The following is a 24415-nucleotide window of genomic DNA, read 5'->3' as shown; positions in this document are numbered from 1 at the left end:
GCGGCGGCTGCTGCTCGCGGTGGTGTGCGGTGTCGCGGTGGCGAGCATCTATGCCGCGCAACCGGTGCTGGAGCCGATGGGGCACGATCTCGGTCTGTCGGCCGAGTTCACAGGATGGATCGTCGCGACCGGCCAGTTCGGCTACCTGGCCGGGCTGGTGCTGCTGGTGCCGCTCGGCGACGTGGTCGACAGACGCCGGCTCATCGCCGTACACCTGGCGGTCACGGGGGCGGGCATGATCCTGACGGCCTCCGCGTCGGCCGCGTGGGCGGCGTTCACGGGGCTCGCGGCGGCCGGGCTGTTCGCGGTCGTGGTGCAGACCACGGTGGCCTACGCCGCCTCGGTCTCGCCGCCGGCCGAACGCGGGCGCAACATCGGCGTCGTGACCTCGGGCGTCGTGGTCGGCATCCTGGGCGCGCGGGTCGCCACCGGCACGCTCGCCGAGGTGTGGGGCTGGCGCAGCATCTACGCCGTCCTCGCGGTCCTGTCGATCGCCCTGGCGGCTCTCGTCCTGGCCGTACTGCCCCCGGAGGAGCGCCCCCAGCGGCCCGCGGCCTACCGGCAGGCCCTCGCCTCGATCGGCGGGCTGTTCGGGCGGCGCGTCTTCCTGACGCGCGGGCTCATCGCGTTCTTCCTGTTCGCGTCGTTCGGGACGCTGTGGAGCGGAGTGTCCCTGCCGCTGGCCGACGAGCCGTGGCAGCTGAGCGAGAGCCAGATCGGGCTGTTCGGCATCGCCGGGCTCGCCGGCGCGCTCGGCGCGGCCCGCGCGGGACGGTGGGCCGACGCCGGACGGGCCGTCCCCGTCACCGGACTCGCCCTCGCCCTGCTGATCGGCTCCTGGGCCGTGATCGGGCAGCTGCCGCGGTCGCTGTGGCTCCTCGCCGTCGGGATCGTGCTGCTCGACTTCGCGGTCCAGGCCGTGCACGTGAGCAACCAGCACCTGCTCACCTCCGCCTACCCGGACCGCCTCAGCAGCGTCATCGGCAGCTACATGGTCTTCTACTCGCTCGGCTCCGCCCTGGGCGCGGCCGCGACCACCGCCGTCTTCACCGCCCACGGCTGGGCGGGCTCCAGCCTCCTCGGGGCCGGATTCGCCGCCTGCGCGCTGGCCGTCTGGGCGGTCGACCGGCGCCTGCCCGCCGGCGGCACCGGCGCCCGCACCGGACAGGCGGACACCCGCCCGGTGCGGGAGGAGACGCGTCCGGCCGACCAGGCCGGGCAGGTCCTGTGACCGGGCCCCGGGCCGGGCGGCGCGCCGCCGGACTTGGCCAAGTCGCGTCGCGCCTGACGCCCTCCCACACATAAATAGCGCTATTTATGCTTTGCTCGGCCTTGCCGTCGGTGCGCCCCCGTCGCCGGCGGCAAGGCCGTCCCGCACACCACGCCGGGACGGCGGTCACGTCGTGTGGGAGGGACAGTCCCGATGACACTGCTGCACGAGCCGGCGCCACGAGCGTGCACCGACGACCACCGCCCGGAAGACCGCCGGCCGGGCCCCGGGGCCCTGCTCCGGACACCGGCCGCCACGCCGGTACGGCGCCGGCCCGCACGCCCTGCCCCGCCGGTGACGGGCGGGGCCTTCGCGCCGTCCGCGGCGCTACCGGCGAGACCGGCCGGACCGGCGTGTTGCCGCCCGGCCGCTGCGGCCGGGTGTCCGTGTCCACCGGCACCGGCCGCGGACTCCACCCCTTGGTAGCGGATCGCAATCATTTTGCCCATACGGCATGATGGTTTCAATCCGCAACCCATCGGGAGGTGTCATGTCGCGCACCACCATGCGTGCCCAGGAACCCGAGCACGCCCCGGAACCCGAGCACGCCCCGGAACCCGAGCACGCCCAGGGACCGGAGCATGTCCAGGGACCGGCGCCTGCTCCGGAACCGGAGCACGCCCAGGAGCCGGCGCCTGCTCCGGAGCCTGACTGGACGGACCCCGACTGCCCCGTCGCCCGCACGCTCGACCTGGTCGGGGACCGGTGGAGTCTCCTCGTCGTCCGTGACGCGATGGACGGGGCGCGGTCGTTCACGGAGTTCCAGCGGCGTACGGGGATCGCCCGCAACATTCTCACCGACCGCCTGCGCAAGCTCACCGCGCACGGGTTCCTCGCGCGGCGCACCGCGCCCTCGGGCCGCCGCCAGGAGTACGTGCTCACCGACGCCGGCCGCGACCTCTTCCCGGTCATCCTCACCCTGCGGCAGTGGGGGGAACGCCACGCCTTCGCCCCCGGCGAGACCCACTCCACCCTGGTCGACCGGCACGGCACCCCCGTGCCCGAGGTCGCGCCGGCCGCAGCCGACGGCACCCTCCTCGACTCCCGCAACACCCGCGTGCAGAAGACCCGCTAGCAGCTCACGTGCACACGACCCGATAGCAGCCCCCCACGTGCAGACAACGCGACAGCAGCCCCCCACGTGCGGAAGAACCGATAGAAAGCGGACCCTCGGTGCCTTCACACCTCGCTCACGCCCCGGCGCCCACGCGCCTGACGGACCGATTAACGACGACCGTGCGCGATCTCCAGGCCATGACGCCGCCGGGCGAGTGTTCCGGCGTCCACCTGGTGCCGGTCGACTCCCTGGTGGACGCGGACTCGCCCCGGCTGGGCGGGATGAGCCCGGAGCACGTCGAGGTTCTCGCGCAGGGTGCCATCGAGCCGATCCTGGTGCACCGGGAGACCCGGCGCGTGGTCGACGGGATGCACCGCCTCCAGGCGGCCAGGCTGCGGGGGGAGAAGGTGATCCCGGTCCGCTACCTGGACGGGCCGGCCAGTGAGGTCTTCATCCACTCGGTGGCGGCCAACGTCGCCCACGGCCTGCCCCTGACCCTGAAGGACAGGAAGGCCGCGGCCCGGCGGATCCTGGCCTCGCACCCGGACCTGTCGGACCGCGCGGTGGCGCGGATCACCCGGCTGTCGCCCAAGACCGTCGGCGCCGTCCGGCGCGCTTCGAGTGAGGAACTTCCTCAGTCGCAGGCCCGGGTCGGCGCGGACGGCCGCTCCCGCCCGCTCGACGCGGCCGAACGCCGCAAGGCGGCACGCGCCTTCCTCGCCGAGCACCCCGGCGCCACGCTCCGCGAGATCGCCGCGAGCGCGGGGGTGTCGGTCAGCACCGCGTGCGAGATCCGGCAGCGGATGCGGCGCGGCGGGCAGGATGCCGCGCCGCCCCGCCCGAGCGCCGCCCGCAGAGCCCGCGAGAGCACCCGGGACGGGACCCGCGAAAGCACCCGGGACGGCGTCCGGGACGGGGGCCGGGCGGCCGGCCCCGGGGCGCCGCCCGGCCCCCGGCAGGCCGAGTGCGGCCGGCCGCAGCGCATCGAGACCCTGGCCAAAGACCCCTCCCTGCGGTTCACCGAGTCCGGACGCGCCCTGCTGCGCTGGCTGAACGAACGCGCCCCCGACCTGGAGGCGGGACGGCAGCTGATGGCCGCGGTGCCGCCGCACTGCGCCGTCGCGGTCGCGGACCTGGCCAACTCCTACGCCCAGGAATGGCAGCGGTTCGCCAGCTCCCTGGACCGGGCCGCCGCGGAGACGGCCGAGCCCTAGAGCACACCGAAGACCCGGGGAAGGATTTCCCCCCGCCGTATATACGGGACGCCGGAATTCCGGCCCCATTTCTTGACGGCATGATCAGACCGCTGAATGATGAAATCGTGCTCGGCGGTAAGTTCCCCTTGACCGGACACGGGCTTTGCCGCAGTACTTTTCTACCGGCAGCGAAAACACCGGCCGGCACGGACAGGAAATCCCCGGTCGTCGACCGGATGGCCGGCCGCGGTATCGAGGCGGCCGAGCCGTTCGCCCGAGAAGGCTAAAAGACCCTGGAGTTCACCGATGAATCAAGCGGGGGATCGAGTGGAGACGACCGTGCCCGGCGCGCAGACCACCGCGGACGTCGCCGTCGTCGGAGCGGGCCCGGCCGGCCTGTACGCCGCCTACTGCGCGGGATTCCGGGGCCTTTCCAGCGTGGTCGTCGACGCGCTGGCCGAGCCGGGCGGCCAGATCGCGGCCCTGTACCCGGAAAAGAGGATCTACGACGTCGCCGGCCATCCGGCCGTGCGCGGCCGGGACCTGGTCGACGCCCTGGTCGCCCAGGCCGCGCCGTTCGACCCGCACTACCTGCTCGGCCGGACGGCGGCCTCGCTGACCCCCGACGGGGAGGCGGGCTGGCTGCTCGGGCTGGAGGACGGCGGGCGGGTGCGTGCCAGGGCCGTCGTGATCGCGGCCGGCCTCGGCCGTTCGGTGCCGCGCACGCTGCCCTGCCTGCACCCCTACCAGGGGCGCGGCGTGGCGCACCACGTGCCGCGCCCGGCCGAGCACGAGGGCCGCGACGTGGTGATCGTGGGCGGCGGCGACAGCGCGGTCGACTGGGCCCTGGCCCTCGCGCCGGTCGCCCGGTCCGTCACCGTCGTCCACCGCCGCTCCGCCTTCCGCGCCCACGAGCACAGCGTCAAGCAGATGTACGCGGCCGGCGTCCGGGTGCTGACCGATGCCCAGGTGACGGCCTGCACGGGCGGAAAACATCTGGAAGAAATACGCGTCCAGACCGGCGGAAAAGAATTGACACTGCCCGCGCAATCCCTTGTCGCGGCCCTTGGATTCATCACCAGTCTCGGTCCGATCGCCGAGTGGGGGCTTGAGGTGGAAAACCGCCGGATCACGGTCGACAGGGCGATGCGGACGAATCTCCCGCGGGTTTACGCGGTCGGTGACATCTGCGCCTACGACGGTCGCGTCCCGCTCATCTCGGTCGGTTTCGGCGAGGCGGCGACCGCGGTGAACCACGCGGCGGTCGACGTACGCCCCGGCTCCCGCCTGATCCCGGAGCACTCCACCGACCGCGACACCGCCCTGCTGTCATGACCCTGAAGAAACTGACCGTTCTCCCGACGGGGACCGAGATCCTGCTGCCCGCGGGATCCCCCCTCACCGAAGTCGAGTACGAAACCCCCGAGCGGCTCATCCCCTTCGGCTGCCGCTCCGGATCGTGCGGCGCGTGCGTCATCGAGGTGCTGGAAGGCTCCGGCCATCTCGGCGAACCCGACCCCGACGAACTCGACTTCCTCGAAGACCTCGGCCGCACCGGCGGCTCCCACCGCCTGGCCTGCCAGTGCCGGCTGCGGGGCGACGCGACCGTCCGCGTCGCCGACGACATCTGAACACGACCCGCTCGCACCCAACGTCCGAGCGTCCACCAGAAAGGTGACCTCATGCCCAACCGCGTGACCAACGCCGGCTACGGGGACCGCACCCCGTTCCTCACCGCGACCGCCTCGGCCGCGCTGCGCGCCGAGATCGACAAGCAGCTCGACCAGCAGGTCCTGGAGTGGTACGCCAACGTCCCCGAGGCCGCCCACCTGGAGGGCAAGAACGTCGACTCCGCGTACTACAAGCGGCACCTGATCGAGACCGCCTGGCGCATCCGGCTGCTGCGGGTGGCCGAGGCCAAGGCCCTGGTGGAGATCGCCAAGCGCAGCCCGGAGGCGGCGCAGGTGTGGGCCAACTACGAACAGGAGGAGATGCTCCACGACGAGCTGTTCATCGCCGACCTGGAGAAGGTCGGCGTCTCCCGCGAGCAGTTCCTGGACACCGAGCCCTACCTGTCGACCAAGCTGCTCAGCGGCTACTTCTCCTACCTCCTGGACCACGAGGGCCCCCTCGGCGTGGTGGCGTACTCCTACCTCGTGGAGTACGTGAACGTGAAGCTGGAGCCCAAGAAGCTCCAGGCGCTGAAGGAGTCGGTCGGCGAGAGCAACATCGGCGGCCAGATCAACCACTCCCACACCGACATCAACGACGACCACCCCGGTGAGGTGTGGGCGGCCGTCCGCCACCTGCTGCGCAGCGAGGACGACATCGCCGCGTTCAAGCGCTACCTGCGCGAACACCAGCGGATCCTCGCGCAGTACTTCGAGGAGCTCTACCTGGACACCATCGCCGGGGCCGAGAAGCAGCCGGCCTGATCCCTGTCCCCGGCGGGGGCGCGGCGCACACCGCGCCGCGCCCCCGCCCGCCGGTGAGGAGGCCGGAATTGAGCATGGAAAACACCAGGGGAGTGCTGCTGCTCAGCCATGTCGGATTCTCCTTCATGGAGGACCTCGTCGCCGCGGTCACCGCGCGGGGGCTGAAGACCTACGTGCTCAGCTCACTGCCGGAACCGGCGCACCAGGGCACAAGGCCCCAGGCGCTGGCGGACCTCGCCGACGACGTCCGGGTGAGCGCCGGGCACGTGCTGACCCCACACGACGTCGAGGACCACCTCGACCGTCTCCAGGCCGCGGGCGCGTCGGTGCAGTGCTGCCTCACCGTCTGGGAGGGCTACCGGCACCTGATGGCACTGGCCAACGCCCGTCTGGGGGTACCGGACCTGGACGACAAGCAGGTCCTGCAGCTGCGCGACAAGCTGACGCTGCGCAACCGCCTGGCCGACGCCGGCCTCAGCCGGGCCCGGGCGACGGTGCTCACCCCCCAGACGCTCGCCGCACGCCGCCGCGAGGGCGGCCGCTACTTCGTCAAGCCGGTCAGCGGCATCGCCTCCTTCGGCACCTTCCCCCTCACCCCCGGCACCACCTGGGAAGACCTGGAACGCATCGCCGCCGAGGCCCGCGCCGAGCACCAGATCCAGGCAGCTGCCCTGCCCCTCGCGCACCCGCTCCGCCGCCTCCGGCGACAGGATGCGCCGGCCGCCGTGCGCGCCGCGCCCGGCGAAGACGCCGTACAGCGCCGCGACCGCCCGCGCGGTGCCGTGGCCGTTGGCCGCCGGGATCTCCGCCGCCCGCCAGCCGGGGCTGTTCGCCTCCGCCGCCCCGACGGCGGGATTGGTCAGGGCGGCCACCGCGGCCGGTGCCAACCGGCCGAAGGAACCTGCCTGTTCACCGGCCGGTGCGGCCGGAGCGGGCACCAGTTCGGCCGCCCGGCCGGCCTCCCGGGCCGGCAGGCCGACGGTGAAGTCGATCCCGAGCGGCCCGGTCACCTCCCGCTCCAGGAAGGCCCCCGGCCGCAGCCCCGAGATCCGGCGTACGACCTCGCCCACCAGGAAGCCGTACGTCAGCGGGTGGTACCCGGACCGGGTGCCCGGCTCCCACCAGGGCGCCATGGCCGCGAGCCGCCCGGTGGTCAGCTCCCAGTCGTACAGGTCCTCCAGGGTGTGCGGTTCCCGCAGCCCGGACAGGCCCGCGCGGTGCGACAGCAGGTGGCGCACGAGCACCTTCTCCTTGCCCGCGGCGGCGAACTCCGGCCAGTACGCGGCCACCGGCGCGTCGAGGTCGAGCAGCCCCCGGTCGGCGAGGATGTGCGCGCACAGGGCCACCGGCCCCTTGGTGGTCGACCACACGTTCACCAGGGTGTCCCGCTGCCACGGCCGGGTGCGTGCCGCGTCCGCCCAGCCGCCCCAGAGGTCCACCACCGTCTCGCCGGCCACGGTGACCGCCACCGCGGCGCCGAGTTCGCCCCGTGCGCGGAAGTTCTCCTCGAACGCCTCCCGTACCGCGGCGAAGCGCGGCTCGCAGTGACCGTGGATCGGTGCGGTCGCCTGCGGTGTCTGCGGTGTCTCCTGTGCGGGCATGCGGCCTCCGTCGTCGCGGGGAAACCCGGGCCGCGGCACTGCGGTCCGGGCGCTCCGAACGTACCGACTGGTCGGACCGGAGGAAAGGGGCGGCACCGCGACCGGCCGCGGGGCCCCGCGGGAGCCCGCCGCACACGCCGCCGCCTCGCGGGACGGCGCCTGAGTACGGGTACTCAGGCGCGCGCCGCCGACGGATGCCTACCGTCTCCTCGTGCCCGAGAACCCGACACCGCGCCCGGCCGCCGGGGGCCGGAGCGGCGGCGGGTGCTGCCTGCTGCTCGCCGCCCTGCCCCTGCTGTGGTGCACCGCCGCCCTGCTCCTGCCGGAGAGGATCCTCTGGTACCCGATCTGGGCGGTCGCCGTGGTGTGGCACGCGGCGGGCGGGTGAGGCGGCTCGGCCGCCCGCTCGGCCGGCGCCGGCCTGGTCGGCGGCCTGTGCGGTCAGGCGTACGACCGCAGCCAGCGCATCTTCGCCGCCTCCTGGAACGGGCCGCCGCCCTCGTGATCGTTGAAGTCGTACACCTCGATCGCCTTGTCCTCGTGCGCCCACGCGTTGAACGCCGCGAACACGGTCGACGGCGGGCAGGTCTGGTCCTCCAGAGCCGCCGAGAACAGGGCCGGCGCCCGGCCCCGGGCCGCGAAGTGCACCCCGTCGAAGTAGGACAGCGTGCGCAGCGCGTCCGCCGAGCGCCCGCGGTGCGTCTTGAGGAACAGCGCGATCTCGCGGTACGGGTGACGGTCCGTCAGGGTCGCGGCGCGCGGGAAGTCGCACAGGAACGGCACGTCCGGGGCGACCGCCGCCAGGTCGGGCACCAGCCCGCCGACGGCCAGGGCGATGCCGCCGCCCTGGCTGCCGCCGGTCGCCACGGTCCGCGCCGCGTCCGCCAGCGGATGGGAACGGGCCGCCTCGACCGCGCGCACGGCGTCCGTGAACACCCGGCGGTAGTAGTAGTTCTCGGGTGCGTCGATGCCGCGCGTCATGAACCCGGGGTACGCGGGCGCCGCGCCGACCGGGTCCGGGGTGCCGCCTCCGCCGCCCCAGGCGCTGCCCTGCCCGCGGGTGTCCATCGCGAAGTGCGCCCGGCCCGTCGACGCCCACAGCAGGTTCTCGTGCGGCAGGCCGCGCCCGCCGCCGTACCCGATGAACTCCACGACCAGCGGCAGCGGTTCCGTGGCCCCGGCCGGCAGGCGCAGCCAGCCCTTGACGGGGTGGCCGCCGAACCCGGCGAACGTCACGTCGTACACCTCGATGGTGGACAGTCCGGTCTCCACCGGCTCGAAGCGCGCGTCCAGGTCGTGCTCACGGGCCTGCTGGAGGGTCTTGTCCCAGAAGGCGTCGAAGTCCTCCGGCTCCGGGGACTCGCTGCGGTACGCGCGGAGTTCGTCGAGGGGCAGGTCGAACAGGGCCATCAACAACCGCCTTCGCGAAGGGTGACTGAGTCGTCCCACCGTACGTGGGTGATCGGATGACTCGCCAGGGTTCTGCGGGGGCGGGGTCTCGTTCGGCCACCCGCGGCGGAGGGTGTTCCGGTGCTGGTCCAGAAGTGAGTAAGCGCTTGCTCCAGTGAGGGGAGGGCGGCGTACGGGGGAAGTCGTCATGCTCCCAGTGGTCGGGTCACCCGCGCGTCACGCGCGCGGCTGGGTCCAGCGCGGCCCCGTCCGGTTCCACTCCCGCTCCCACTCGGCCAGCCGGTGGCGCAGGGCGATCCGGCGCTCGACCGCGTGACCGAGGAACACCACGGCCGCCGTGCCGCCCGCCGCGCACAGGCCCATGGTGACCGCGTGCTGCCAGACCGCCACGTCGTCCGGCGGCGGGGCGACGTTGCGGCCCCGGGAGTCGAACCACACCGACACCGGCTCCCCGGCGCGCGTCCCCGCCGGCACCCGGGCCCACGCCGTCCGCACTCCCTTGCCCGGCTCGCTCCAGCGCACCTGGGCGCGGTAGGGGTGCCGGCGGTCGCTCTGCACCTCGGACGCCCGCTCGGGCGCGTCGCCGATCACCACGGCCCGCACCTGGTGGCGTTCGGCCCGCTGCTTCGCGGCGAGCGCCCGGGCCTCGTCGTGCGCGTGCAGGCCCGCGGCCACCCCGACCAGGGGCGCGACCACGAACAGCAGGACGGCGACCACCAGCACCGTCCACGCCTCCACGACGTCCGACCGGCGCCGCAGCGGATTGCGCCGCCAGCGCCAGCCACGCACCCGGGTTCGCATGTCCACCTCCTCGCCACCGCCGGAGCCGGAGAGCGGGAGGAGCCGGGTCGCCGGTCCACCGCCCCCACCGCTCACGAACACGAGCGTCCACACCCGTCTCGTACCCCGTACGGCGCACCCCGCGCATGCCGTGAACCGCGAGTTCCAGCCCATGTGGCGCACGGCCCGTGCCATGCGCCCCACGATCGCGCGCCGTGCCCCGCCACGCGACCGGGATGCCCCACCGCATCCCTCAGCGTCAGCCGTACCGCACGATGCCAGGCCTGCCGCTCGGCGTCAGCCGAACCGCTCGATCCGGATCCGCTCCACCGGCTGGCCGGCCGCGACCAGCAGGCGGGAAGCGTGTTCGGCGAACCCGTTGGACCCGCACACATAGGCCTCCCACCCAGTGGCGGGCTGCTCGGCCAGGATGGGCGCCACATGTGCGGCCGTCATACGTCCGACCGCCACCCCGGGCGGAGCGCTGCGGGTGAACACCGGCGTCGTCTCGGCGCCCAGCTCGGCCGCGTAGATCAGCTCCTCGGGGCTGCGCGCCGACACCAGCATCCGCAGCGGGACGGTCAGGCCGCGCGCCCGGTGGTGCCGCACCATCGACATCAGCGGTACGACGCCGGAGCCGGCCCCGAGCAGCAGCGCGGGCCGGTCGCCCGGCCAGGCGAAGAAGCCGCTGAGCGGCCCGCGCACCTCGACCGTGTCACCGGGCCGGGCCACGGTGTGGAACCAGCCGGAGACCTCGCCGTCCGGCACCTGGTCCAGGGTCAGCTCGATGTGGCCGGAGTCGTCCGGCGCGGACGCGATCGAGTAGTGGCGCTGCGCCACATAGCCGTCGGGGGCGGTCAGCCGCAGCATCAGGTGCTGGCCCGGCAGGTGACCCGCCCAGCCCGGCACCGCCAGCCGGAACGTGGCCGCGCGCGGCGTCTCGCGCCGGATCTCCGTCAGGGTGGCGGTCTGCCACACCGCCGCCTGCTCGCTCACGGCGATCCGCCCGGGCACCGCGAACCGCGTCACGGGAGTCGTCGTCTCAGTCACCGGAGTACCGCTGCTCCTCCCACGGGTTGCCGCGCGCGTGGTAGCCGTTGCGCTCCCAGAAGCCCGGCTCGTCGTGGTCCAGGAGCGTGACGCCCGCGATCCACTTGGCGCTCTTCCAGAAGTACAGGTGGGGGACCACCAGCCGCGCCGGGCCGCCGTGCTCGGGCGGCAGGGGTGCGCCGTCGTACTCCCAGACGATCCACGCCCGCCCGCCGGTGAGGTCGGCGAGCGGCAGGTTCGTGGTGTAACCGGTGTGGGAGTAGGCGAGGGCATGTGTGGCGGACTCACGTGGCCGCACCACATTGAGGAAGGCGTCCAAGGAGACGCCGCCGAACCGCACGCCGAACTTCGACCAGCCGGTCACACAGTGGATGTCGCCCTCGTACGCCGACGCCGGCAGCGCGTGGGCGGCGTCCCAGTCCCAGGTGTGCGGGCGCTCGACCAGGCCGTCGACGCGGAAGGACCAGTCGGCGGGTGCGAGGTCCGGGGTGACCTCGGCGGACAGGACGGGCCAGTCGTCGCGCGCGTCGTACTGCCCGGGCGGCAGCCCCGGGTTGTGGACGCGCGGACGGCCCGTGAAGCCTCGCGTGACGTTCATGGTTCAACCGTACGCTGTCGCCCCGGGTGCTCCGACCCTGGTCCGCGCCCCCGTCGTTGCGGCCGTGTGAACTCTGCGCCGGGCCGGGAATACCGGCCCGGCGGCGCTCCTTGCCGATCGGTGCCGGCCGCGCCGGCGCCGGTGACAGCACGAGGGAAGCGAGGAACGAGGATGCCCCAGGCGTACGTCTTCACGTCCGTGACCGAGGTGGCCGGATGACCGTCGTGAGCAGCCCGCGAGACCCCGGCCGGACCGCCGCCCGCACCCCGCACGTCCTCGACAACCCGGCGCTCGCCTCCCTGACCGGCCCGCACGCCCGCTTCGCCGAGCGGCGCGGCCGGGTGCTGCGCTACCCGGTCGACGTCTCGCCGTGGCTGGCGCTGCCCGACGATCCGGACGCGCGGGACTGGGCGGACCTCGCCGCGCTGGCCGGGCCCGGCGCCGAGATCCCGCTGCCCGGCTTCCGCGGCGAGGTGCCGGCGGGCTGGGAGGTCACCGAGCGGATCGAGGGGGTGCAGCTGGTGGACGACGGCCTGGCCGCCGCACCGGAGCCGGAGGCGGTCCGGCTCGGTCCGGCGGACGTGCTCGAGATGCTCGATCTGGTGGCGCGCACCCGGCCGGGACCGTTCCTGCCGCGGACCGTGGAACTCGGCACCTACCTGGGCATCCGCCGGGACGGCGCGCTGATCGCCATGGCGGGGGAGCGGCTGCACCCGCCGGGCTGGACCGAGATCAGCGCGGTCTGCACCGATCCCGCCTTCCGCGGCGAGGGCCTGGCCACCCGGCTGATCCGCGCGGTCGCGCACGGCATCCGGGAGCGCGGCGAGACGCCGTTCCTGCACACCAGCGCCTCGAACACCACCGCGATCCGGCTGTACGAGGCGCTCGGCTTCCGGCTGCGCCGCCGTACGGCCTTCCTCGCGGCCCGGGCACCCCGGCGGCTGACGGACGACCGCGTCACGGCGGTGGCCGTGCCCTGACCCGGCGGGCTGTCCTGGCCGGGGCTCGCCGTCCGGACCGGCGCGCGCAGTCCGCGCCCCTCGCGGTCCGGCCGGGCCGTCAGTCGGCGCCGGCCGGACCCGCGTTGTAGCGCTCCAGGTAGGCCGCGAACCGCACCAGGTCCTCCTCCGGCCAGCCCGCGAGCCGCTCCCGGAAGGCGGCCCGGCGGCTGCGGGTGACCTGGGCCAGGATCTCCTGGCCGGCCTCCGTCAGATGCAGCACCTGGACCCGGTGGTCCTCCGGGTCCAGCCGGCGCTCGATCAGCCCGGCCCGCTCCAGCGCCGCCACCTGGCGGCTCACCGTGGACTTGTCCAGGGCGTAGTGCGCCGCCAGGTCCGTCGCCCGGCAGCCGCCGCGCTCCTCCAGGTGGCCGAGCAGGGTGTACGACACCAGGGACAGTTCGGGGTGCATGCGGCCCGCCGAGGCACGGGCCCGGCGGGCGAAGATGGTCATCTCGCGCTGGATCGTCTCGACGGCCGACTCCGCTGCGCTCACGGGAATACCTCCTCCGGCGGTTGTAGTTGTATAGTACAACTTGAACTGAAAGTTGTATAAGCCAACCTTTGGAGGGCCGCGCGCGATGAGGTCACCGGCACTGCGCCATGTGCTCACGCACCTGATCACCCCGCTGCTGATGTGCGTCGGCATGGGGCTCGCGTACATGGGGGCGTTCGTCACGCCCGAGCCGCATCACCTGCCGGTCGCCGTCGTCGGCACCGGCCCGCAGACGAAGGCCTTCGCCCAGACGGTGAAGGACACCGCGGGGGACAAGCTCGACGTCCGTACGGTGGCCACCCGCGCCGACGCCGTCGAGCTGCTCACATCGCGTGAGGTGACCGGCGCCTATGTGCCGAGCGCCAAGGCCCCCGAGCTGCTGGTGGCGAGCGCCGCGTCCGACATGGGCGCCACGGCGGTGGAGAAGGTCTTCTCGCCGGTCGCCGCCGAGGAGGGCGTGCCGCTGAAGGTCACCGACGTCGCCGAGCCCGTCGCCGACGACCCCACCGGACAGGGCCTGTTCTTCCTGCTGATCGCGGTCAGTATCGGCTCGTACGCCTCGGTCGCCGCCCTCGGCGCCGCCGGCGGTGCCCTCGCCCTGCGGGTCCGCGCCCTGCTCGCGCTGGGCGTCTCCGCCGTGGTCAGCGGCATCGGCGCGCTGCTCGCCGGGCCGGTGTTCCACCTCGCCCACCACGATCTCGCGGGCGTCTGGGGCATGGCCTGGCTGTACTCGGCGGGCATCCTCTTCATCGGCGTCGGCCTGCACACGTTCCTGAAGCGGTGGACCACGCTGGCCATGATGGTGCTGTTCGTGATGCTGAACTTCACCAGCTCCGGCGGGCTGTTCCGGCCCGAACTGCAGAACGCGTTCTTCGGCTCCCTGCACGCCTTCTGGAACGGCGCCGGCTTCGTGGAGGGCGTCCGCAGCCTGCTCTACTTCGGTGACGACGGCCTCGGCCGCTCGGTGTGGACCCTCGTCCTCTGGCTGCTGGCCGGCCTTCTGCTGACCGCGGTCGCGGCCGGGTACGAGCGCCGCGCCCGGCGGACGGCCGTGCAGGCGGAGGCCGCGCAGGAGGCCGACGACGAGGCCGAGGAAGAGGTCGAGGAGACGGTCGGCGTCTGACGCGCGTCGAGGAACGCCCGCGCCCCGGCACGGCCGCGCCCCCGGCAAAACCCGAAGACCCTCACGGGCCACTGGGGTAAGGTGGCCGTCCGGCCGCGGACACCCGTGGCCCCGAGGGCGAGGAGGTGAGACCCATTACCGCTGTGTCGGCTGGGGTGCTCTCTCCTCGTGACGGCGCGGTACACCGGCAGCGGTGACCGCGGGAGCGCCCTGAAGGTTCGCGCTCCCGAAAGGCTCAGGCTTCCATGGCCACTCCCACATCGCTCTCCCCCTCCGCCGTCGTCTCCGCGTTGCGCGCCGCAGGGTGCGTCTTCGCCGAGGACGAGGCCGAGTTGATCCTCGCCACCGCCCGAACCCCTCAGGAGGCGGCCGGCATGGTGGACCGGCGTACCGCCGGGCTGCCGCTCGAACAGGTCCTCGGCTGGGCCGAGTTCCACGGACTGCGCGTCACCGTGGAACCAGGGGTGTTCGTGCCCCGCCGCCGTACCGAGTTCCTGGTCGACCAGGCGCTGGCCGCCGCACCGGACGCGACCGTGGTCGTCGACCTGTGCTGCGGTTCCGGCGCGCTCGGCGCGGCCCTCGCCGCGGCCCTGGACGACGCCGAGGTGCACGCCGCCGACATCGACCCGGCCGCCGTACGCTGCGCCCGCCGCAATCTCGCCGCCTGCTACGGCCGGACCCACGAGGGCGACCTGTACGACGCGCTGCCCGCCGGCCTGCGCGGCCGGGTGGGCATCCTGACGGCCAACGTGCCCTACGTGCCCACCGCCGAAGTGGCCCTGCTGCCGCCGGAGGCCCGCGACCACGAGCCGCTGGTCGCACTGGACGGCGGCCCCGACGGCCTCGACGTGCTGCGCCGGGTGGCCGCCGGGGCGTCCGCGTGGCTCGCCCCCGGCGGCTGTCTGCTGACCGAGACCGGCGAACGCCAGGCACCGGCCGCCGTACAGATCTTCCGCGACGCGGGCCTGACGGCCCGTCTGGCGGTGGACGACGACCTGTACGCGCATGTGGTGATCGGCGTACTGCCCCAGCCGCTCCCGACCGGCCGGTAGGCGTCGGCCCGCCGGGTCCGGGTGGGTCCGGGTGCCGGTCGCGGACGGCACCCCTCAGGCCCCGGCGCCCGTGCGGGCGCCGTACTCCCCGCCGCGGGACGCCAGTTCCCCCGGGTCAACGGTCGGACCGCGCCGATCGCGCCTGCCCGCGCCGTCCGTGCCGGCCGGCGGGGTGATCGGCCCGGGCGTGGCGCTGCGCACGGGCGACGGCCCGGTCAGCGGCAGCTTCGCGTGCGCCACCCCGAGAAGCCGTCGTGGCTGGGGCGGGAGACCGTGACGAGCCGCTGACGCCGCATGCGCCGCTACGGCAGCTGCTGGGCCCGGGCGATGAGCAGGGCCACGTCGTCGTGGTTGTCCGGGTGGTGCAGCGTGCGCAGGAGCAGGTCGCAGGCCTCCTCCAGCGGGCGCGCCGGGTCGTCGAGCAGGGACAGCATGGCGGCCAGGCGCTCGTCCAGCGAGTGCCGGCGGGTCTCCACCAGCCCGTCGGTGTAGAACACCAGCTCGTCACCCGGCTCGAAGTCGAACGTCACGGTGGAGAAGCCGACCCCGCCCACCCCCAGCGGCACCCCGGTGGGCAGGTCCAGCAGCTCCGCCGGGCGGCCGGGCCGGACCCGGGCCGGCGGCAGATGGCCGGCGTTGGCGATCCGGCACTGGCGCAGATGCGGGTCGTGGACCGCGTACACGCAGGTGGCGATGGAGTGGTCCAGCGCCGAGGTCGTCTTGTCCAGGTGCTCCAGCAGCCGGGCCGGGTCCAGGTCGAGGGCGGCCAAGGTGGTCGTCGCGGTGCGCAGCCGGCCCATCGTGGCGGCGGCGCTGAGACCGCTGCCCATCACGTCACCGACGACGAGCGCGGTCTTGCCACCCTCCAGCGGGATGACGTCGAACCAGTCCCCGCCGACCTCGCTGGTGGCGCCCGCCGGCTGGTAGCGGGAGGCCACCTCCAGGCCGGTGGTCACCGGCGGATGACTGGGCAGCAGGCTGCGCTGCAGGGTGAGGGCGGTGTTGCGGGCGTTCTGGTACCAGCGCGCGTTGTCGATCTGCACGGCCGCCCGGGCGGCCAGCTCCCGCGCCAGCAGGAGGTCGTCCTCGTCGAACGGCGCCGGATTGCGGGTGCGTTTGAGGTCGAGCGCGCCCAGCACCTCGCCGCGCGCGATCAGCGGCACCGCGAGATACGAGTGCAGGCCCGCCCGGCCGAGCAGGACGGCCGCCTCGGCGGAACGGGCGATGTGCGGCAGGTCCTCGTCCTTGACGTGCGGCACCAGCACCGCCTCACCGGTGCGCACGCACTCGGTGACCAGGCGGTCGGGCGCGTACCGGGCGATCTGGCCCGGCGGGTCGGCGGCCCGTACGGCGTCCGTGCCCTCGGCCGGACGCACCGCGAGGGCCCGGATCACCGCCGGCTCCGCGGGGCCCAGCGTGCTCTGCCGGCCCTCGACCACCGCGTCCAGCAGGTCCACGGCGGCGACGTCCGCCAGCTCCGGCACGGCGACCTCGGCCAACTCGCAGGCGGTGCGTTCCAGTTCGAGCGTCGTACCGATCCGCGCGGAGGCGTCCGCGATGACCGCGAGCCGGCGCCGCGCGGCCTCCGCCTCCACGGACGCCCGGTGCTGCTCGGTGATGTCGACCATCGAGACCGCCACCCCGAGCACGTTGCCCATGGTGTCCTCCAGCCGGTACAGCGAGTGCGACCAGGTGTGGTCCTCGTCCGGGTCGGCCGCCGTACGGCCGACGAGCGTCGCGCCGATCAGCGGGGTGCCCGTCTCCAGCACCTGCCGGGCGGCGGCCTCCAGCTCGCCGGCGTCCACCCGCGGCAGCACCTCGCGCAGCGTGCGGCCCACGTGCTCGGCGGCCGGCAGCCCGTTGATCCGCTCCAGGGCCGGGTTGACCGAGACGAACCGCAGCTCGGAGTCGAGGACGGCGTACCCGATCGGTGACTGCTTCACCATCCGCTCGGACAGCGCCACGTCCTGCTCCAGCCGCCGTACCGTCGACTGGTCGGCGGCCAGCCCGAGCGCGTACACGTCCCCGCGGTCGTCCAGCAGCCGCATGGTGCGGAACTCCACCAGACGGGTGGTGCCGTCCTTGTGCCGGACCGGGAAGCCGCCGGCCCAGCTCCGCCCGGTGCGCATCACATCCGCGAAGAGCTTGCCGACCAGGCCCATCTGCCGTTCGTGCACCATCAGCCGGGCGGCGTACTGGCCGAGGGCCTCCGGCGCGGCGTAGCCGAACAGCTCCTCGGCCTGCGGGCTCCACAGCACGATGCGGCCGTCGGTGTCCAGCACCACCGACGCCACGCCCAGGATGTCCAGGAGACCGCCCGGGGGCACCGGCGCGCGCGCCGGCTCGCCGTTCTCCGCCGCCGGAGCCTCGGCTGCACTCATGCCACGCACCGCCTTCGCCCGTCCGCACGGCACGTCGTCCCCCGTGCCGACTCCCCTTGTTCTACCGCGCTCACACCCGACTCTCCGACGCCTTCGCCGACTACCTCCACCATCTCTCAACACGGCGGAGGCCGTCCGCCGAAGCCGCCGGGCGGGTGCCGCACGCGGTGCGGGGCCTTCTGCCGAGACCGTACAGCGCGGTCCGGCGGGCCGTGAGAGTTCACGCTCATGTTGCTCGATTGGCCTGTACATGACCACCGCACCACGCCAGACTGTCCGCCGACGGAGTGGCCCCGTCCGGTCACCCTGTGTTCTTACCCCCGTCGTGAGGAGTCGGTCATGCCCGCGTCCGCCCGGCAACGTTGTCACCCAGTTCTCGCCGGACTCGTCACCCTCGCCACCGCCGCCGTCGTGTCCCTCGCCGCGCCCACGCCCGCCGGCGCGGCCGACATCTGGACGGAGACCGGCTCCGACCGCGCCGACCCGTTGACCGAGAGCCAGGGCCTGACCTCGGTGGAGGTGCCCGCAGGCAGCCCCAACCACTACACCGGCATCGGCACCATTCCCCTCGGCCTGTCCAGCCGCGGCTGGAACCACGTCGGTGACCCCGACGCCTCGTACAACGGCTACTCCATCGAGCCCTACCAGCGGGACTCCGGCAACTCCAAGATGTTCCGCGTGCGGGCGCCCGGCGGCGCCTGGTCGGAGTACGTCCACACGCTCGGCGCGGGCGAGGCGCTGAACAACTCCTGGGTCGCCGTCTCGCCCGACGGCCAGTGGATGCTGTCCGGCGAGTGGGGGACGATGACCCGGCTGCTCGTCCTCCCGACCCCGGGCGTCAACCCGTCCACCTCGCCCTCGGCGAACCTCCCGCAGGTCGCGACCGTCCGCCTGGACCACGCCGTACGCGACGTCCAGGGCTGCGACTTCTCCGGCCCCACCACCCTGCTGTGCTCCTCCGACGACCCGGAGGGCAGCCTCTTCGGGATCACCAAGCCGCTGCTCCAGATCGACCTGTCGGCCGCGCCGAACGGCACGGCCGACGTCACCGGCCACGTCACCGCGCTGCGCCAGCTGCCGCTGCGCAGCTCCTGCTCGGGCGCCTTCGAGGCGGAAGGCATCGACTACGACCGCCGCACCGGCACCTTGCGCGTGATCGTGATCTCGCCCGGCTTCTGCGTGCTGACCGACAGCAAGACGTACAAGTTCTCCCGCGGCTGAGGTGTGCCCGGCGGCCGGTGGTGCTTTGCTGAGGATGGACGCGGTTCGGCGGGGTACCCCGTTCCACCGCAGCACGGCCACGAAAGGAGCGATCAATGGCAGACACGGAGCGGTCGCATCCGGAAACCGTCTCGGTGGAGATCAGCGGATATTCCAAGGACGACGCCCGGCTCGTCTTCGAGGCGCTCAGCGCCTGCTTCGCCTCCGACCGGGCTCCCGAAGAAGTACCACAGCAGCTCCACGAGACTCGTCCGATGGTGTGGCTCGGCACATACGACGTCGCGGACGCCCGCGGCGGGGGCTGCCCGCCGGTCCGCCTCGGCTCGCCCGTCCAGGCGGACGTGCAGGGCAGCTACTGGGCGGTGGAGCGGTTCCGCCACACCCTGGACTCGATGTTCCACGTGCAGGAGACCTGCACGGCCTCCGGTGACCAGGAGCGGGATCTGCACCTGCGCCTGGAGAGCCGCTGAGTTCCCGCATCGGCAGGTCCCCACGTCGCGGAACCTCCGCATCGCCGGATCGCCGAGCCGCCGCAGCCGAGGCAGCGGCCGGATCTTCGGCTAGAGCGCCCCGGCCGGCCCCTCGCCGGCCGGGGCGTACTGCGCCAGGCCGTGCCCGAAGGACCAGTCGGCGTCGCCGTTCTCGGTCAGGGTGACGAAGACGTTGCGCGGCTCGGTGCCGGTGCGCTCGTGCACCAGCTCGGCGATCCGGCGGTACATCGCGCGCTTGCGGTCCGCGTCGCGCCCGGCGCGCAGGGTGATCGCGATGAAGACGGCCGAGTCGTCCCTCCGGACGCCCGGGTAGTCGCCGTGGCGCACGGTGCCGGTGACGCCGTCGTGGCCGGTCAGCACCTGGAAGCGGTCCCCGGGCGGCACGCCCAGCGTCTCCTCCAGGGCGTCCTGGACGGCCTGGCCGAGCGCGGCCAGGCGGGCGGGGTCGGTGCCGAGCGTGTCGATGCGGACGAAGGGCATGGGACAGCGTCCTTCCGGGGTGACGTGACCAGGGAATGTACATACTAGTAGGTACAGAGTGGCCGGTGTCACCGCCGGCTGGTTGTGCAACTAGTTGCATAAAGCTCCGGGCTTCCTCTACAACAAGAGGCGACGACACCGCGCACGGAGGGCCCCGATGAGCCGTTACCCGCACCTGCTGACCCCGCTCGACCTGGGCTTCACCACGCTGCCCAACCGCGTGCTCATGGGCTCGATGCATGTCGGTCTGGAGGAGGCCGAGCGCGGCTTCGAGCGGATGGCGGCGTTCTACGCGGCCCGCGCCCGCGGGGGAGTCGGACTCATCGTCACCGGCGGCATCGCGCCCAACGAGGAGGGCCGGCCGTACGAGGGCGGGGCCAAGCTCACCACCGAGGCGGAGGCCGAGCAGCATCGCACCGTCACCGAGGCCGTGCACCGCGAGGGCGGCCGGATCGCCCTCCAGCTCCTGCACTTCGGCCGGTACGCCTACCATCGGGACCTGGTCGCGCCCAGCCCGCTCCAGGCGCCGATCAGCCCCTTCGTGCCCCGCGAGCTGACCGACGCCGACATCGAGCGCACCATCGAGGACTACGCCCGCGCCGCCCGGCTGGCCCGGCAGGCCGGCTACGACGGCGTGGAGATCATGGGCTCCGAGGGCTACCTGATCAACGAGTTCATCGCCGCGCAGACCAACCGGCGCACGGACCGCTGGGGCGGCTCGTACGAGAACCGGATGCGGTTCCCCGTCGAGATCGTCCGGCGGGTCCGGGAGGCCGTCGGCGAGGACTTCATCGTCATCTACCGGCTGTCCATGCTGGACCTGGTCCCGGGCGGCTCCTCGCTGGACGAGGTGATCACCCTCGGCAAGGCCGTCGAGGCCGCCGGGGCCACGATCATCAACACCGGCATCGGCTGGCACGAGGCCCGCATCCCCACCATCGCCACCTCCGTGCCGCGCGGCGCCTACACCTGGGTCACCAAGAAGCTCATGGGCGAGGTCTCGGTGCCCCTGGTGACCACCAACCGCATCAACACCCCGGAGCTGGCCGAGGAGTTGCTGGCCGGCGGCTACGCGGACATGGTCTCCGTGGCCCGCCCGATGCTCGCCGACCCCGACTTCGTCGCCAAGGCCGCCGCAGGCACCCCCGAGGCCATCAACACCTGCATCGGCTGCAACCAGGCCTGCCTCGACCACACCTTCAGCGGCCGGATCACCTCCTGCCTGGTCAACCCGCGCGCCTGCCACGAGACCGAGCTGGTGCTCTCGCCGACCCGGCTCACGAAGCGCGTCGCCGTCGTCGGCGCCGGTCCGGCCGGCCTCGCCTGCGCGGTCTCCGCCGCCGAACGCGGCCACGCCGTCACCCTGTTCGACGCGGCGAGCGAGATCGGCGGCCAGCTCAACGTCGCCCGCAAGGTGCCCGGCAAGCAGGAGTTCGACGAGACGCTGCGCTACTTCCGCCACCAGCTCGACGCCCACGGCGTCGACGTACGCCTGGACACCTGGGTCACCCCCGAGACCGTGGCGGACTACGACGAGGTCGTCGTCGCCACCGGCGTCACCCCGCGCACCCCGGACATCCCCGGCGTCGACCACCCCCGCGTCCTCGGCTACCTCGACGTGCTGCAGGGCGGCGCCCCCGTCGGCGACCGCGTCGCCGTCCTCGGCGCCGGCGGCATCGGCTTCGACGTCGCCGAGTTCCTCACCGACGGCGGCGACAAGGCGCACGAGGACCCGGAGACGTACTTCCGCCACTGGGGCGTCGACATGACCTACCGGGAGCCGGGCGGGCTCGCCGCCCCGCAGCGCCCCGCGCCGCCCCGCCAGGTCCACCTGCTCCAGCGCAAGACCACCAAGGTCGGCGCCGGACTCGGCAAGACCACCGGCTGGATCCACCGCACCGAGCTGAAGCACCGGGGCGTGACCATGGTGCCGGGCGTGCGCTACGACCGGATCGACGACGCCGGCCTGCACATCACCGTCGGCGAGGAGAGCACCGTCCTGGAGGTCGACACCGTGGTGCTCTGCACCGGCCAGGAGCCGCGCCGCGACCTGTACGACGAGCTGGTCGCCGCCGGGGTCAGCGCGCACCTGATCGGCGGCGCGGACGTGGCCGCCGAACTGGACGCCAAGCGTGCCATCAAGCAGGGCACCGAGCTGGCGGCGGCGCTGTAGGGGCCGGGCCGCGCATCCCTAGGATGAGCCCATGTCACTCCCGCACGCGATCCTCACCGCCCTGCTGGAAAAGCCGTCGTCGGGGCTGGAGCTGACCCGCCGGTTCGACAAGTCGATCGGCTACTTCTGGTCCGCGACGCACCAGCAGATCTATCGCGAGCTGGGCAAACTGGAGGCCGAGGGCTTCATCCGCACCCTGCCGGCCGCCCAGCCGGCCCGCGGGCAGAAGAAGAGCTACGAGGTCCTGCCCGCGGGCCGCGCCGAGCTGGCCCGCTGGACCGCCGCCCCGCAGGACCCCAAGACCCTGCGGGACCCGCTCCTGCTGCGGCTGCGCGCGGCGGCCGTGGTCGGCACCGCGGGCCTGGAGGCCGATCTGCGCCGCCATCTGGAGCTGCACCGGCGGCAGCTGGCCGAGTACCAGGAGATCGAGAAGCGTGACTTCCCGCCGGACCGGGACGCCCCCGAGGACCGGCTGCGCCACCTGGTCCTGCGGGCGGGCATCGACCTGGAGACCTTCTGGACCCAGTGGCTCACGCACGCCCTGGCGGAGTTCGCCGGCCTGCCGGGGGAGGGGCGGGACCGGAGCTGAGGCCCGGCGCCGGTCGCAGCCGGTCCGCCCCGGATGCGGTCCGCCCCGGATCCGGTCCGCCTCGGATCCGGTTCGCCTCGGAGTCGGTCCGCCTCGGAGTCGGTCCGCCTCAGAGCCGGTACGGCTTGGAGCGGCGGCGCAGGACCCAGCCGGTGGCGACGACCCCGGCGCCGACCAGGGCGGCGCCGACGCCCAGGGTCAGCGGGCCGTAGTCGCGGGCCGCGCCGCCGAGACCGCCCATCACGCCGCGGGACGGAGCGGGGCTGGACGTCGAGGAGATCGTGGGCCTCGCGGGGCTCGCGGGCGCGGAGACGATCACCGACTGGCTGCCCGCGGTGCTGCCGCTGGAGCAGACCACCACCACGGTGTACGTCCCCGGGCTCACCGACGACCAGGCCGCGGACTGGCTGACGGAGGTGCCGGACAGCGCCACCTGCCGGCCCTGGGCGAAGCTCGCCTGCCGGCTGGTGAGCAGGGCGGCGGTGCCCCAGCTGCCGTTGATCTGGGTGCACGCGCTGGTGACCACCGAGACCGTGGAGCCGGTGGTACTGACCGAGATGCCCGAGACCGCGGCGGACGGCCCGGCGAGCGCGGCCGGGAGCGCGGCGGCAGCCGCCAGGGTCAGGCCGGATCGGAGCAGAAGTCGCGAGTTGTGCATGGGCTGGCCTCCGGCGGCACGGTTGGCGGTACGTCGGATGCGCCGCCGAGGGTCGGAAACGTCCGTGCTGCCTCAACCGCAGCCAACGCGGCCCCGGGTTCCCGCGCATGCGGGGCGGACCCGATCAGGTGACGCGCTCCTCCGACCGGCGTACCAGGACCCGGCGCGCCGGTCAGCTGCCCGTGGTCACCGACCGCCGCGCCGACCAGCCGCCCCAGGTGCCGTCCGGCAGCCGCGCCCGCAGCCGTACCCGGTGTTCCTCCCCGGCGGCGGTGCCCACGTAGAAGCTGTGGCGGGCCCGGCCGCGCGGGGGCGTGCCGCCCCACACCAGGGACGAGGCGGCGGCGCCGTCCAGCTGGATCTGGTACTCGGTGATCACGCCGTCCGTGCGCGGCGGGTCCCAGGCGAGGTCGAGGTAGTACGCCTTGCCGGAGCGGTGGGTGGCGGCGGTGAACCCGGTGGGCGCGGTGTTCCGGCCGTCGTCGCTGCCCGGGGTGGTGAGGCGGACCGGCGCGCCGGCGGGGGAGAGGTTGTCGGCCGCGTCCCGGGCCCGGACCGTGAAGACGTAGCGGCTGCCGGGACGCAGCCCGGTGACGACGGCCGCGGTCTGGTTCCCGCCGACACTGTGGATCTTCACATCGCCCTGGTACACGTCGTACGACGCCACACCCCGGTCGTCCCGGGACGCGCCCCAGGTCAGCTGGACCGCGCGGCTGCTCACGGCCCGCCCGCCGGCCGACGTCGGCCGGGTCGGTGCCGAGCGGTCCGCCGCCGTCGCGGCCGGCGTCCGAGCCCGCACCGCACGGCTCGGCGGGCTCAGCCGGCCGGCGGCGCCCCGGGCCCGCACGGTGAAGACATACATGGTCGACGGCCTGAGCCTGGTGACGTCCACCATGTGCTGCGAGCCCGGCACTTCGGCCACCTTCGTGGAGCCGCGGGAGACCTCGTAGCTACGGACCCCGGCGGATTCCGGCGCCGCGTTCCACATCACATGCACGCTGGTGGCGCTGCCCGCCGCGGCGGTGACCCCGGCCGGAGCGCCGGGCACCCGGCCCTCGCCGCCGTCGTCGGCGCGGCTCCAGCCGCAGGACGCCACCAGCAGCAGCGACCCGCAGACCAGCGCGAGCGGAACGGGAACGCGTCGCACGGCTCTGCCTCCGGACGGCCTCGGCATCACGTAAAGGTCCGGACCAATATGGCCCGGCCGGTGCGTCCGCAGCAAGGGGGCCGCGTTGGTGACCCGCGCCGGACGTTACGTATGCTGAACTTCCCTACGGCTGAACTGCCCGAGAGGGCAGGGCAGTTCACGCCTGTGGCGCGGACACGCTGTCGTCGCCGATCCCGCGCCGGCGCGGG

At 73.7% G+C, this 24415-nt stretch carries 23 protein-coding genes and 2 pseudogenes; 15 read left to right on the top strand and 10 right to left on the bottom strand.

Features of this window, described 5'->3' with window-relative positions; all coding sequences use genetic code 11:
* The 7 genes and pseudogenes from CCN44_RS07550 to CCN44_RS07525 all read left to right on the top strand — a co-directional run.
* The coding region (locus CCN44_RS07550) for an MFS transporter (RefSeq protein WP_086697183.1) at nt 1-1231 on the top strand (1231 nt) is incomplete at its 5' end.
* A 676-nt stretch (nt 1232-1907) separates the two neighbouring features.
* Nucleotides 1908-2345 (top strand): annotated as a pseudogene (locus tag CCN44_RS07545) (winged helix-turn-helix transcriptional regulator); the annotation flags it as partial.
* A gap of 161 nt (nt 2346-2506) precedes the next feature.
* Nucleotides 2507-3541: a ParB/RepB/Spo0J family partition protein gene (locus CCN44_RS07540; RefSeq protein WP_237482542.1), complete on the top strand. Its 1035-nt coding sequence runs from the start codon at nt 2507-2509 to the stop codon at nt 3539-3541.
* 80 nt (nt 3542-3621) lie between these two features.
* Entirely contained in the window at nt 3622-3810 is a 189-nt protein-coding gene (locus tag CCN44_RS43945; protein ID WP_143649642.1) for a hypothetical protein, read from the top strand.
* 19 nt (nt 3811-3829) lie between these two features.
* The gene (locus CCN44_RS07535) at nt 3830-4858 is read left to right on the top strand and encodes an NAD(P)/FAD-dependent oxidoreductase (RefSeq protein ID WP_059256345.1); all 1029 of its coding nucleotides are present in this window, start codon (nt 3830-3832) and stop codon (nt 4856-4858) included.
* On the top strand, nt 4855-5154 hold the full coding sequence (locus CCN44_RS07530) for a 2Fe-2S iron-sulfur cluster-binding protein (RefSeq protein ID WP_059256351.1): 300 nt from the start codon (nt 4855-4857) through the stop codon (nt 5152-5154). The genes CCN44_RS07535 and CCN44_RS07530 overlap by 4 nt, the downstream gene beginning before the upstream one ends.
* Nucleotides 5155-5205: 51 nt before the next feature.
* Nucleotides 5206-5958, top strand: coding sequence for a hypothetical protein (locus tag CCN44_RS07525; protein ID WP_059256353.1), 753 nt, complete (start codon nt 5206-5208; stop codon nt 5956-5958).
* A 638-nt stretch (nt 5959-6596) separates the two neighbouring features.
* Here CCN44_RS07525 and CCN44_RS07515 read toward each other — a convergent pair.
* A pseudogene (locus CCN44_RS07515) lies at nt 6597-7559 on the bottom strand (serine hydrolase domain-containing protein); the annotation flags it as partial.
* Nucleotides 7560-7770: 211 nt separating this feature from the next.
* On the opposite strand from CCN44_RS07515, the gene CCN44_RS44325 reads away from it, so the two are divergent.
* Nucleotides 7771-7947: a hypothetical protein gene (locus tag CCN44_RS44325; RefSeq protein ID WP_158103078.1), complete on the top strand. Its 177-nt coding sequence runs from the start codon at nt 7771-7773 to the stop codon at nt 7945-7947.
* 53 nt (nt 7948-8000) lie between these two features.
* Here the strand turns inward: CCN44_RS44325 and CCN44_RS07510 are convergent, their stop codons facing one another.
* The 4 genes from CCN44_RS07510 to CCN44_RS07495 all read right to left on the bottom strand — a co-directional run bounded on the left by CCN44_RS07510 (nt 8001) and on the right by CCN44_RS07495 (nt 11397).
* On the bottom strand, nt 8001-8969 hold the full coding sequence (locus tag CCN44_RS07510; RefSeq protein ID WP_086697182.1) for an acetylxylan esterase: 969 nt from the start codon (nt 8967-8969) through the stop codon (nt 8001-8003).
* A 216-nt stretch (nt 8970-9185) separates the two neighbouring features.
* A complete protein-coding gene (locus CCN44_RS07505; protein ID WP_059254760.1) occupies nt 9186-9770 on the bottom strand; it encodes an Rv1733c family protein in 585 nt (194 codons plus the stop codon).
* A gap of 276 nt (nt 9771-10046) precedes the next feature.
* Nucleotides 10047-10799 carry a ferredoxin reductase gene (locus CCN44_RS07500; protein ID WP_059247511.1) on the bottom strand — a complete coding sequence of 251 codons (753 nt, stop codon included), beginning with the start codon at nt 10797-10799 and terminating at the stop codon, nt 10047-10049.
* Entirely contained in the window at nt 10792-11397 is a 606-nt protein-coding gene (locus CCN44_RS07495) for a sulfite oxidase-like oxidoreductase (RefSeq protein WP_086697181.1), read from the bottom strand. Before CCN44_RS07495 ends, CCN44_RS07500 begins: the two co-directional genes overlap by 8 nt.
* Before the next feature lie 215 nt (nt 11398-11612).
* Here CCN44_RS07495 and CCN44_RS07490 point away from each other — a divergent pair, with 215 nt between their 5' ends.
* Nucleotides 11613-12377, top strand: coding sequence for a GNAT family N-acetyltransferase (locus CCN44_RS07490; protein ID WP_086697180.1), 765 nt, complete (start codon nt 11613-11615; stop codon nt 12375-12377).
* A gap of 79 nt (nt 12378-12456) precedes the next feature.
* On the opposite strand, the gene CCN44_RS07485 is transcribed toward CCN44_RS07490, so the two are convergent.
* Nucleotides 12457-12891: a MarR family winged helix-turn-helix transcriptional regulator gene (locus tag CCN44_RS07485; RefSeq protein WP_059247508.1), complete on the bottom strand. Its 435-nt coding sequence runs from the start codon at nt 12889-12891 to the stop codon at nt 12457-12459.
* 85 nt (nt 12892-12976) lie between these two features.
* On the opposite strand from CCN44_RS07485, the gene CCN44_RS07480 reads away from it, so the two are divergent.
* Nucleotides 12977-14014 (top strand): ABC-2 transporter permease, encoded by a 1038-nt coding sequence (locus CCN44_RS07480; RefSeq protein WP_059247507.1) that lies wholly within the window; start codon nt 12977-12979, stop codon nt 14012-14014.
* 245 nt (nt 14015-14259) lie between these two features.
* The gene (locus CCN44_RS07475; RefSeq protein ID WP_086697179.1) at nt 14260-15066 is read left to right on the top strand and encodes a putative protein N(5)-glutamine methyltransferase; all 807 of its coding nucleotides are present in this window, start codon (nt 14260-14262) and stop codon (nt 15064-15066) included.
* A gap of 302 nt (nt 15067-15368) precedes the next feature.
* On the opposite strand, the gene CCN44_RS07465 is transcribed toward CCN44_RS07475, so the two are convergent.
* Nucleotides 15369-17447: a SpoIIE family protein phosphatase gene (locus CCN44_RS07465; protein ID WP_086697177.1), complete on the bottom strand. Its 2079-nt coding sequence runs from the start codon at nt 17445-17447 to the stop codon at nt 15369-15371.
* A 339-nt stretch (nt 17448-17786) separates the two neighbouring features.
* Between CCN44_RS07465 and CCN44_RS07460 the strand changes: the two genes are divergently transcribed.
* Both CCN44_RS07460 and CCN44_RS07455 read left to right on the top strand, forming a co-directional pair.
* On the top strand, nt 17787-18668 hold the full coding sequence (locus CCN44_RS07460; protein WP_086697176.1) for a hypothetical protein: 882 nt from the start codon (nt 17787-17789) through the stop codon (nt 18666-18668).
* Between the two features lie 95 nt (nt 18669-18763).
* Nucleotides 18764-19138 carry a hypothetical protein gene (locus tag CCN44_RS07455; protein WP_059247503.1) on the top strand — a complete coding sequence of 125 codons (375 nt, stop codon included), beginning with the start codon at nt 18764-18766 and terminating at the stop codon, nt 19136-19138.
* A 90-nt stretch (nt 19139-19228) separates the two neighbouring features.
* Here CCN44_RS07455 and CCN44_RS07450 read toward each other — a convergent pair whose 3' ends face one another.
* A complete protein-coding gene (locus CCN44_RS07450) occupies nt 19229-19639 on the bottom strand; it encodes a tautomerase family protein (protein ID WP_086697175.1) in 411 nt (136 codons plus the stop codon).
* 157 nt (nt 19640-19796) lie between these two features.
* Here CCN44_RS07450 and CCN44_RS07445 point away from each other — a divergent pair, with 157 nt between their 5' ends.
* Nucleotides 19797-21812, top strand: coding sequence for an NADPH-dependent 2,4-dienoyl-CoA reductase (locus CCN44_RS07445; RefSeq protein ID WP_086697174.1), 2016 nt, complete (start codon nt 19797-19799; stop codon nt 21810-21812).
* A 31-nt stretch (nt 21813-21843) separates the two neighbouring features.
* Nucleotides 21844-22401, top strand: a complete 558-nt coding sequence (locus CCN44_RS07440) for a PadR family transcriptional regulator (protein WP_059247500.1) — start codon at nt 21844-21846, stop codon at nt 22399-22401.
* Nucleotides 22402-22510: 109 nt separating this feature from the next.
* Here CCN44_RS07440 and CCN44_RS07435 read toward each other — a convergent pair whose 3' ends face one another.
* Both CCN44_RS07435 and CCN44_RS07430 read right to left on the bottom strand, forming a co-directional pair.
* Nucleotides 22511-23059 carry a hypothetical protein gene (locus CCN44_RS07435; protein WP_059247499.1) on the bottom strand — a complete coding sequence of 183 codons (549 nt, stop codon included), beginning with the start codon at nt 23057-23059 and terminating at the stop codon, nt 22511-22513.
* A 172-nt stretch (nt 23060-23231) separates the two neighbouring features.
* Nucleotides 23232-24206 carry a fibronectin type III domain-containing protein gene (locus CCN44_RS07430; protein WP_086697173.1) on the bottom strand — a complete coding sequence of 325 codons (975 nt, stop codon included), beginning with the start codon at nt 24204-24206 and terminating at the stop codon, nt 23232-23234.
* Nucleotides 24207-24415: the final 209 nt, after the last annotated feature.

It is taken from the genome of Streptomyces tricolor, from assembly GCF_002155905.1.
GTDB classification, from domain to species: Bacteria; Actinomycetota; Actinomycetes; order Streptomycetales; family Streptomycetaceae; genus Streptomyces; species Streptomyces tricolor.
The sequence above is the reverse complement of the archived record's forward strand: the minus strand, read 5'-3'. Positions and strand labels throughout refer to the sequence as shown.